7 protein-coding genes are annotated in these 9,332 nt (G+C 30.4%); 5 read left to right on the top strand and 2 right to left on the bottom strand.

Annotation, left to right across the window (positions count from 1 at the left end; translation table 11 throughout):
* Positions 1–182 precede the first annotated feature (182 nt).
* The 5 genes from HMPREF3045_RS01110 to HMPREF3045_RS01090 all read left to right on the top strand — a co-directional run bounded on the left by HMPREF3045_RS01110 (position 183) and on the right by HMPREF3045_RS01090 (position 5,919).
* Positions 183–2,324, top strand: coding sequence for an isopeptide-forming domain-containing fimbrial protein (locus HMPREF3045_RS01110; RefSeq protein ID WP_070736792.1), 2,142 nt, complete (start codon positions 183–185; stop codon positions 2,322–2,324).
* A gap of 24 nt (positions 2,325–2,348) precedes the next feature.
* Positions 2,349–3,593 (top strand): MSCRAMM family protein, encoded by a 1,245-nt coding sequence (locus HMPREF3045_RS01105; RefSeq protein ID WP_070736791.1) that lies wholly within the window; start codon positions 2,349–2,351, stop codon positions 3,591–3,593.
* Positions 3,594–3,758: 165 nt separating this feature from the next.
* Positions 3,759–4,340 carry a hypothetical protein gene (locus HMPREF3045_RS01100; RefSeq protein ID WP_070736790.1) on the top strand — a complete coding sequence of 194 codons (582 nt, stop codon included), beginning with the start codon at positions 3,759–3,761 and terminating at the stop codon, positions 4,338–4,340.
* Positions 4,341–4,457: 117 nt separating this feature from the next.
* Positions 4,458–4,799, top strand: a complete 342-nt coding sequence (locus tag HMPREF3045_RS01095) for a hypothetical protein (RefSeq protein WP_070736789.1) — start codon at positions 4,458–4,460, stop codon at positions 4,797–4,799.
* Positions 4,792–5,919: a HigA family addiction module antitoxin gene (locus HMPREF3045_RS01090; RefSeq protein ID WP_070736788.1), complete on the top strand. Its 1,128-nt coding sequence runs from the start codon at positions 4,792–4,794 to the stop codon at positions 5,917–5,919. Before HMPREF3045_RS01095 ends, HMPREF3045_RS01090 begins: the two co-directional genes overlap by 8 nt.
* Before the next feature lie 83 nt (positions 5,920–6,002).
* On the opposite strand, the gene HMPREF3045_RS01085 is transcribed toward HMPREF3045_RS01090, so the two are convergent.
* Complete coding sequence (locus HMPREF3045_RS01085; RefSeq protein WP_070736787.1) at positions 6,003–6,719, bottom strand: TraX family protein; 717 nt, start codon at positions 6,717–6,719, stop codon at positions 6,003–6,005.
* Positions 6,720–7,146: 427 nt separating this feature from the next.
* Positions 7,147–9,108 (bottom strand): sodium-translocating pyrophosphatase, encoded by a 1,962-nt coding sequence (locus HMPREF3045_RS01080; protein WP_004839500.1) that lies wholly within the window; start codon positions 9,106–9,108, stop codon positions 7,147–7,149.
* Positions 9,109–9,332: the final 224 nt, after the last annotated feature.

Here is a 9,332-nt window from a genome sequence, read left to right as displayed (position 1 = left end):
ATTTTCGGTAATAAACCTAATAATAACTTGCAAGAAAAATAAAATTTTCTTGCAAGCTTGGGTTATTATAAATGTAGGAATGTTTCTAGTATAAATCTTGAAATACAGATTATACATAATTGATAAGGCGAAAGCCAAAACATATCAAGGCAAATTGACAAAAAAATAAAAAGGAGAAAATTATGAAACACAAAATTTTGTCATTTTTAACAGCATTCGCAATGGTGTTCGGAATTCTTGCAGCACCTTTTACAAATGCTAAGGCTGATGAAGCCGGTACTGTTGTTGCAGGTACATCAAAAGAGCAACAAGAGACTACTGTAACTTTACACAAGCTTAAATTAAGCAACCTTGATAATCTTCCACAAAAAGATAAAAGTGGTGAGTTTATTGAAGGTCTAAGAGGAGAACCAAAAGAAAAATATGTTGGTGGTGAAATCGGAAACATAAAGGATTTCTTCTCAGATGACAATGCTGAAGAATTAGCAGGCGTTAAATTTACTTATTGGGTATTTGATAACGAAGCTAGTTACAAAAAAATGATAGCTGACTCTGGTAAATTTAATACTGTAGAAGCTGTTGACAAAGAATTAGGAACAGAAGGCGTATACAAAAAAGAAATTACATCAGCTAAGGGTGGTGTAACATTAGGGGACGCTCAAGATAAAAATACTATCACTATCCCAGCAGGTAAAAACAAATTCATTTGGGCTGTAGAAACTTCAAAAGTTATTCCTGGAGAAGGTGAAGATGGAAAAGATCAAACAATTACAAATGCAAAAGCAGTTCCATTTGGTCTAGCTCTTCCATTATTCAAAAAAGATGGATCAGTAAACAATGATATCCACGTATATCCAAAGAACACAACAGCTGAAGAACCAAAAGTAGATAAAGACTTTAAAGGTAAAGCTGACGCAAACAATGATAGAAAAGAAATTTTCAATGATATAGTTGAAGGTGCATATGTAGGTCAAGAAGTTGATTATGAAATTGAGACACTAATTCCAGCTGGATCAGATTATCAAACAGCTAAATGGACAGACCAAATGACAGAAGGTCTTACATTTAACGAAAATAGTTTAAAAGTATATATTGGTTCAAAAGAAGCAGAAAAAACAGCTAAAGATGGAGACTATCTAACAAAAGGTACTGATTATACTTTAGTAAAAGATGGAAATGGATTTAAACTTGAATTTACTACAGCAGGACTTGCGAAAATTAACAAAAAAGATGCTGAAACTAGAGTTCACATCACATATACTGCAACAGTAAATGACAAAGCAAAAGTTCAAAGACAAGAACGTAACGACGTAATTTTCCACTATGGAAACAAACAAGATCATTCTAATACACCAAAACCACAAAAACCTTCTGAAGGAAAACTTAAAGTTACAAAGAACTTCCCTAATGTAGAAGGTGGATGGGCTGAAGGTGAAGAAGTAAAAGTAACAATTTACGATGCTCACACTGGAAAAGTTGTAACATTTAAAGATGGTCAAAAAGCAACAGTAACTCTAACTAAGAAAAAACAATTCCACGAATGGACTGGTCTAGATAACGATAAACAATATAAAGTAAAAGAAACATTTAAACCAGGAAACGAAGCAGAATACGGACTTGGTGGAAATGGTGAAGTTACTATCAAGAACTATAAGAATGATATCCCAGGACCAAAAGACCCAGAAGAACCAGGTCTTGTAACCTACGGACACAGATTCCAAAAGGTAGACCAAGAAGGTAAAGGTCTTGCAAACGCAGAATTCATCATTTCTAGAACTGTAGAAGGTCAAACTCAATACCTAGTTAAAAAAGGTAACACAAAATTAGAAGCTGAGCAAGCTGATTATGTTGCAGCAGAAAAAGCTTATAAAGACGCTGTAAAAGCAGCTACAACTGAACAACCAAATACTGAAAATATTGCAAAACTAAAAGCAGCTAGAGATAAAGCATATGCAATAGCTCAAAGCGAATGGGAATTCAATACTAGCAAAGATAATGCAACTGTATTTAAATCAAGTACAGACGGTTACTTTAGAGTATCAGGTTTAGATGAAGGTGAATACCAATTAGAAGAAATTAAAGCTCCAGAAGGATATGCTAAATTAACTGCTCCAGTTCCTTTCACAGTTGTAAAAGATTCATTTGGAACAACAACACTTGAAGCTGGAAAACTTAAAGATGATAAAGGATTCTCACAAGTAGAAAATAAGAAAGTAACAATCCCACAAACAGGTGGAATTGGTTCAATCATATTTGTAGTAGCTGGTCTTATGATTATGGGACTTGCAGCTTACAAAATGAAAGCTAACAAAGAACAAGCATAATATTAACTAAATAGAGGAGTTACTATGAAAAAGTTCAATAAAAATTTAATATCTTCCATATTTCTTATGGTAATATTACAGCTAGTTGCTCCTCTTTTGGCTTATGCTGAAAGCGGAAATAGCCTAAGAATTAATACAAATTATACTGATGAAAATTCCAAACAAATCGTAGTTGACTATGTTGATTATTGGAAAGTACCTGATGAAAAAATCGAAAATATCGAAAAACCAGAAAAACAACTTGAGCTTATAAATTCTTATAAGGACAAGTATGATGAGGAAATTTCAAAAGATTTGGGAGAGATGAAAACTTCTAACAAATCTGAAGAAAATAATGGGATGGCTTTTGCTTTAATTGAAGGCTTGGAAAAGGGGGTATATCTTTTAAGATATAGATCAAATGATCCATCAAGACCATACATTCCTTTCCTAGCAATCATTGACGAAAACACAGAAAATCCTCTCACAATTTATCCAAAAAAAGCTCCTGATACCCTAACTCTTACAAAAAGGGACAAGGATGACACAACAAAAGTCCTTCCTGGAGTTGGTTTTAATGTGATAAATAAAAAGGGAGAGATTCTTAAATTTAACAAAGTTAAAGACGAAAATGGCAATGAACAATTGACCTACTCCCCAAATGGGAAGATAACAGAAATTTTCACAGACCAAAAAGGACAAATTAAATTATTTGGCTTAGAAGAAGAGGTAAAGTTCAAAGAAACAAAACCTCTAAAAGGTTATGAAAAAAACGTCGGAAAAGAAAGTGAATTTAAAAGATCAGGAAGTATTGAGCTTTTAAACGAAAAAGACAAACCAGAAAATTATTTCTCATTCCAAAAAATCGACGGAACTAACAACGATCCACTTAAAGGTGCTATCTTTAAAGTTCAAGAAAAAACCAAAGATGGCTACAAAGACTTGGAAGAAAACGGAAAAGTCTACACTCTAACAAGTGGCGAAAACGGAGAATTTAAAACAAAAAATCTCCCTTACGGCGACTACAGACTAATAGAAACAAAAGCCCCACAAGGCTACGTTCCAGAATTAGACGCAGTATATTTTACAATTGGAGAAACTTCATCAAACAAAACAATAAAAGTTAAAAACTACAAACCAACAACCCCAGGCCCAAAAGGAGGAAACAACAGATTAAGCAAAAGAGTAGACGCCATGGCAAAAACCGGCGACGCAACAATCTACCTAATCCTACTACTAGGCCTACTAATGATAGGAGTTGGTGTAAAATTTGTAAGGGCTAAAGAATAAAATAAGAAAACAAACAAAGTGCTTAAAGATTAATTTCTTTAGGCACTTTTTTTAAAAAAATTTATTATAGAAACACAAACCCTATAATAATTAAATTTATTAAATTATTTAAAATGACTAATAAATTTAATTTGATAATAAAGAATTTTCATTGAGGTGAACAATATGAAACTTAATAAAGAGAAAAAAATTGATTATATTTTTAGGTTTCTTAGTATTATTTCTATTATTGTAAGTGTAATTAGTGTAAAATATGCTAATGATGCTAATAAAATAGCTAAAGAGGCTAATGATACAAACAAAGATATAGCAATTGCACAGATTGAGTCACAGAAATCAGAAGCTAAATTAGATAGTTTACAAAATAACGTTATAAGTTTAGAGAGTATAAGATCTAAAATAGATGTTATCGAAGAAAAGAAAGATTTAAGTAGTAAGGATTATAGTCGTGAAGACTATGAAAAAGATATTGAAAATTTAGATTTGATTTACAATAGTATAAGAACAAACATTAATAAAAAAAATAAATTTGCTAGTAAATTGGAAGAGAAATTTAATTCTGAAATAAAATTATTAAGATCGGAAATCAATAGTATTGATTTCAATATTCATAGCAAATATAATGGTGGGCTAAGAAAAAAAGTACAATCCTTTGTAAATGCTGGATCTATGCCTGATTTAGAAGAACTTTTTAGCAAGTATGAAGAGGAAGAAAACAAATTGATTCTTAATAAATTACAAAAATAAAAATTATTAGTTATTATTCAAATATTTAACTTTATATTTATCACAATTGACTAAAACTTAATAGGATGTATAATGTAATTACAAATTACCTTAAAGGTAATTTATAAGGAGAGAAGTTTGAATGTAGAATATTCCAGTAAAAAAGTAGAAAAATTATGTACTAATTTTAAACATGCTAGAAAAAAGATTGGAAACAATGAGGCTATTAATCTACATAAGATGATTAATTTTATTTTAAATATTGATAGCATAAGAGATTTAAGAAATATGAGTAAGTACAGATTACATAAGCTTAGTGGAAAAAAGGGGATATATTCTCTGTCGCCGGGTGGTGCTAAAATGAGCATTAGGGTTGAAGTTTTATTTAAGGATATATCTTCTAATATAGTATATGATATTAGTAATATTGATATTATAAAAATTGTAAGTATTGAAGAGGTGAACAATCATTATGAGTAATAATTTAATAAGTTATGAGGAGTTGATAGCATTTCACCCTGGCTCTTATATTGAGGATATTATTGATGAATTAAATATTACTCAGGATGAATTTGCTAAGAGAATGGGAGTGTCATCTAAAACTATTTCTAAAATTGTAAATGGTAAGGCTAATATTACAGAAGTTTTAGCTGAAAAGTTGAGTAGGTTTACTGGTATTAGTTTTAAGACATGGATGAATTTACAAGCATCCTATAATAAAAAAGTTATTGAAATTAAAAACAAGATGGCATTAGATGAAGAGAAGAAAATAGCTAAAGAGATTGATTTTAACTACTTTAAAAAAGAATTGAAAATTATTGAAGATAAAACTTATAGAATTAATGAAAAAATAGAATTCCTTAGAAGATTTTTAAATATTTCTAGTTTATCTTATTTGAAAGATTTTAATTCTAATGTGAGTTATAGAAATAATAAGTTCTCTTCTGATATTAATGAAAAATCTATAATTAAATCTAATGTAATGCTTGAAATTGCTATAAATGAGGCTAGAAAAAAAGCTGATAAAAGTTTAGATATAAATAAATTAAAATCAAAATTAAATGATTTGAAGAGTTTAATTAATAGTAATGATAAGGTATATGAAAAATTGGAAGAAAATTTGCTTGAATGTGGGATTATCTTAGTGACTTTACCATATTTTAAGGGCTCAAATTTAAATGGAGCAGTATATAAGTTTAATAATGGAAGTGTTTTATTACTTATAACTGATAAACAAAAAAGATCAGATATTTTCTGGTTTACTTTAATGCATGAAATAGGACATATTATTAATAAGGATTTTAATTCCAACCTAGATAAAAATAAATATGATTGCAATGAGAATAAGGCTGATAAATTTGCTCAAGATTTTCTTATAAATCCTATTTCTTACAAGAAGTTTGTAGAAAATCATGAGTTTGATCAAGAGTCTTTAGAAAATTTTGCAAAAGATAACTTTATTACATCTGATATAGTTGTGGGTAGGCTTAAAAATGATGGTTATATTAGACAAGAATTATACAATAATTATAACAAATTTATGAAAATACCAAAGAAAAACATTGATATCTTAGAGGATATAGCTTACTATATAAATTAAATTGATAATAGCTATCTTAATTAAAATAATTAAGATAGCTATTTTTTACATAATATTATAATAGATTTTTTAAATTTACATATCTACAACCCAAACAAAAACCTACAAATCCCAAGTATCAATAAATGCACTGGATAGAACAAATAATTGAACCATTTATTTTGTTTTCCTTTTTCTCCGTTGTAAAAATTAATGGTTGCAAAGCCTAAAATTGCATAAACTTCTTTTATTATCACAAGGTATGCCAACAGACTTCCAACTAATCTTTTGTCGTAGAAAAGGTAGAGTATAAAAATTATTATTATGGAATAATAATCGTAGTCAAATGATAGGAGAGTTGCTGATATTGCGCTTATTGCAACAATTAGTATTGAAAGAAAAAGCCAAAGGTATTTGTTTTTGATTTTTTCTTTTAATTTATCAACAATCATCAAGGTCAAAAGTCCAAGGGCTAGCGCCCACATTATGTTTTGTGATCTGTTGTTTATAAAAACTTTTGATTGGAACATATCGTAAGGTATTTCTGAAATTACGGCGAAAATCAAAAGATTTCTTAGATATTTGAATCTTGATTTTGTTTTGTAAAAGCCTTCTACAATCATAAAGGCAAAAATCGGAAAGGCAATCCTGCCTAGTATATCAAAAATCATTGATATTGTAACTAGTGGTTGTTGGTAATTTAGTTTTGGTGTAATGATTGCCTTGTTAAAATGGTCAATAAACATTGAAATAAAGGCAATATATTTCATCTGGGCACCATTTAATTGAAATTTTTTCTGTATTTGTTTAAATTTTTCCATTTTCTATTCCTCTCTATTTTTAAATTGTATATTTTTATAATTAAGTTTTTTATATTATACTATATTTTTTCTTGAAAATAAATATAGTATTTTTTATTGCTTATGTTGAAGATTCAAATATATTAACTTGTGATTTGTAATGGAAAATATAAATATTAATTATCAAAGTCTTAAATTAAAATTTCAAAAAAGGGATTAATTTGCACTTAAAGCTAATAAAAAAGATTTTAAAAGAAAGAATAAATTGTAATATAAATTTAATTCAAGAGCTATCTCTATTCATTATATTCGATTGAGATGGGTAATAGTTAGTTTTGTTTTTTAGAATATTAAGTAATTATGAAATCCCCATTAGATTTAATAAAAAAATGGAAAAAAATAAGCTGCTACAAAATAACAATATTTTGTAACAGCTTTTATTTTTATATTAGATAAATAATCCTGCACATACTACAGATACTACTGTAATAAGTTTTACTAGGATATTAAGTGATGGGCCGGATGTATCTTTGAATGGATCTCCTACTGTATCACCTACTACTGCAGCGTGGTGGGCTGGTGAGTTTTTGCCGCCTTCTGCTCCAGTTTCTATAAATTTCTTTGCATTATCCCAAGCTCCACCTGCGTTTGACATAAAGATTGCCATTAATACGCCTGTTACTAGGGCTCCTGCTAATAGTCCTCCTAGGGTTTCTGGTCCAAATGCTTTTCCTATAAATAATGGTACTACGATTGCTAGTGCTCCTGGTATTACCATTTCTTTTAGGGATGCTCTTGTTGAAATATCTACGCATGATGCGTAATCTGGATTTTCTGTTCCTTCTAGGATACCTGGTTTTTCTCTAAATTGTTTTCTTACTTCGTTAATCATTTCTGTTGCAGCTTTTCCTACTGAATTCATTGTCAAAGCTGAGAATAAAAATGGTAACATTCCTCCTACGAACATTCCTGCTACTACTTTTGAATCAAGTAATGAAAGGTTGTCAAGGTTTAATGTGTCTGTGTAAGTTACAAATAGTGAAAGTGCAGTTAATGCTGCAGAACCTATTGCAAATCCTTTACCGATTGCTGCTGTTGTGTTTCCTACTGAATCAAGGCTGTCTGTGATTTCACGAACTGATTCATCTAGTCCACTCATTTCTGCGATTCCACCTGCATTATCTGAGATTGGACCATAAGCGTCAACTGTTACTGTTGTTGCTGTGATTGATAACATTCCTACTGCTGCAAGGGCAATTCCGTACATTTGCATTGTGTGGAATGAAACTAAAATTCCTATTGCTATAAGAACAATTGGTCCTACTGTTGAAAGCATACCACTTGATAATCCTGCGATTATATTTGTAGCTGCTCCTGTTTGACTTTCTTCTGCTATTCTTTTTACTTGGCTATATTTTTCAGATGTAAATACTTCTGATAAAAATCCGATTGCAATTCCTACAAGTATTCCCACAATTATACAAATTGCTGCTTTCATATTTCCAAAAAATATTGGTGAAAGGATAAATGATGCTACAAGAACAATTGCTCCTGATAGATAAATTGTCATCATTAGGGCAGATTGTGGGGATTTTTGTTTCTTTCTTAGGAATAAGAATGCTGCAAGAACTGATGCAAGTATTCCTATTGATGAAAGTACAAGTGGAAATCTAATCCCGGCATCTCCAAAGATTGAAAAACCTAAAACCATTGATGAAAGGATTGCTCCCGCATAAGATTCAAAAAGGTCAGCTCCCATTCCTGCAACGTCTCCTACATTATCTCCTACGTTATCGGCGATAACTGCTGGGTTTCTTGGGTCATCTTCTGGAATTCCTTTTTCAACTTTTCCTACAAGGTCAGCTCCAACGTCTGCAGCTTTTGTGTAGATTCCTCCACCAACTCTTGCGAAAAGTGCAACTGAACTTGCTCCAAAAGAATATCCCATAAGGATTGTTGGGTCTCTAAAGATCAAATAAACAATTCCAACTCCCAAAAGTCCAAATCCTGTTACTGCAAATCCCATAACAGATCCACCAGCAAAGGCAACTTTAAGGGCAGATGGAAGTCCACTTTCCATAGCTTCGTTTGTACATCTAGCATTTGAGGCTGTAGAAATTCTCATACCTACATAACCTGCTGCCATTGATAATAAGGAACCAAGGATATAACAAATCATGGTATTAATGTTAATAAAAATTGCTATAAGAATTGAAACAATAATTACAAAGATAACAACGTATTTATACTCACGAGATATAAATGCCATAGCTCCTTCTTTAATATTTCCTGATATAGTTCTCATTCTATCGTTTCCTTCGCTAACTGGAAGTATATTTGTTTTAATTTGAAGTCCCATAAAACAAATAGCGATAACTGCCACTATAACAGGTAGTAAATCAGATAACATAAATTCCTCCTATTATTAAATTTTACTCTTACTATTATATAACATAATATTGATATAAACAATCATTTTTGAAAGAATCTTGGAAAAAAAGAAGAAAATTTTTGAGATTTATGAAAAAATTTGAAAATTTATGGGAAAATTAGAACTTCAGCAATAAAATAAAGAAAATCCAAACCCATCTAGATCAGATAAACAACCACCCGTTTCGGTTGTTTATCCCGATT

Source organism: Anaerococcus sp. HMSC075B03, from assembly GCF_001815585.1.
GTDB classification, from domain to species: domain Bacteria; phylum Bacillota; class Clostridia; order Tissierellales; family Peptoniphilaceae; genus Anaerococcus; species Anaerococcus vaginalis.
This window is presented reverse-complemented; position numbering and strand designations above follow the sequence as displayed.

What these genes read in the sequence shown, in the direction of transcription:
- HMPREF3045_RS01085 (WP_070736787.1), bottom strand. Translation starts at nt 6,719, where the DNA reads ATGGAAAAATTTAAACAAATACAGAAAAAATTTCAATTAAATGGTGCC.
- HMPREF3045_RS01080 (WP_004839500.1), bottom strand. Translation starts at nt 9,108, where the DNA reads ATGTTATCTGATTTACTACCTGTTATAGTGGCAGTTATCGCTATTTGT.
- HMPREF3045_RS01090 (WP_070736788.1), top strand. Translation starts at nt 4,792, where the DNA reads ATGAGTAATAATTTAATAAGTTATGAGGAGTTGATAGCATTTCACCCT.
- HMPREF3045_RS01100 (WP_070736790.1), top strand. Translation starts at nt 3,759, where the DNA reads ATGAAACTTAATAAAGAGAAAAAAATTGATTATATTTTTAGGTTTCTT.
- HMPREF3045_RS01110 (WP_070736792.1), top strand. Translation starts at nt 183, where the DNA reads ATGAAACACAAAATTTTGTCATTTTTAACAGCATTCGCAATGGTGTTC.
- HMPREF3045_RS01105 (WP_070736791.1), top strand. Translation starts at nt 2,349, where the DNA reads ATGAAAAAGTTCAATAAAAATTTAATATCTTCCATATTTCTTATGGTA.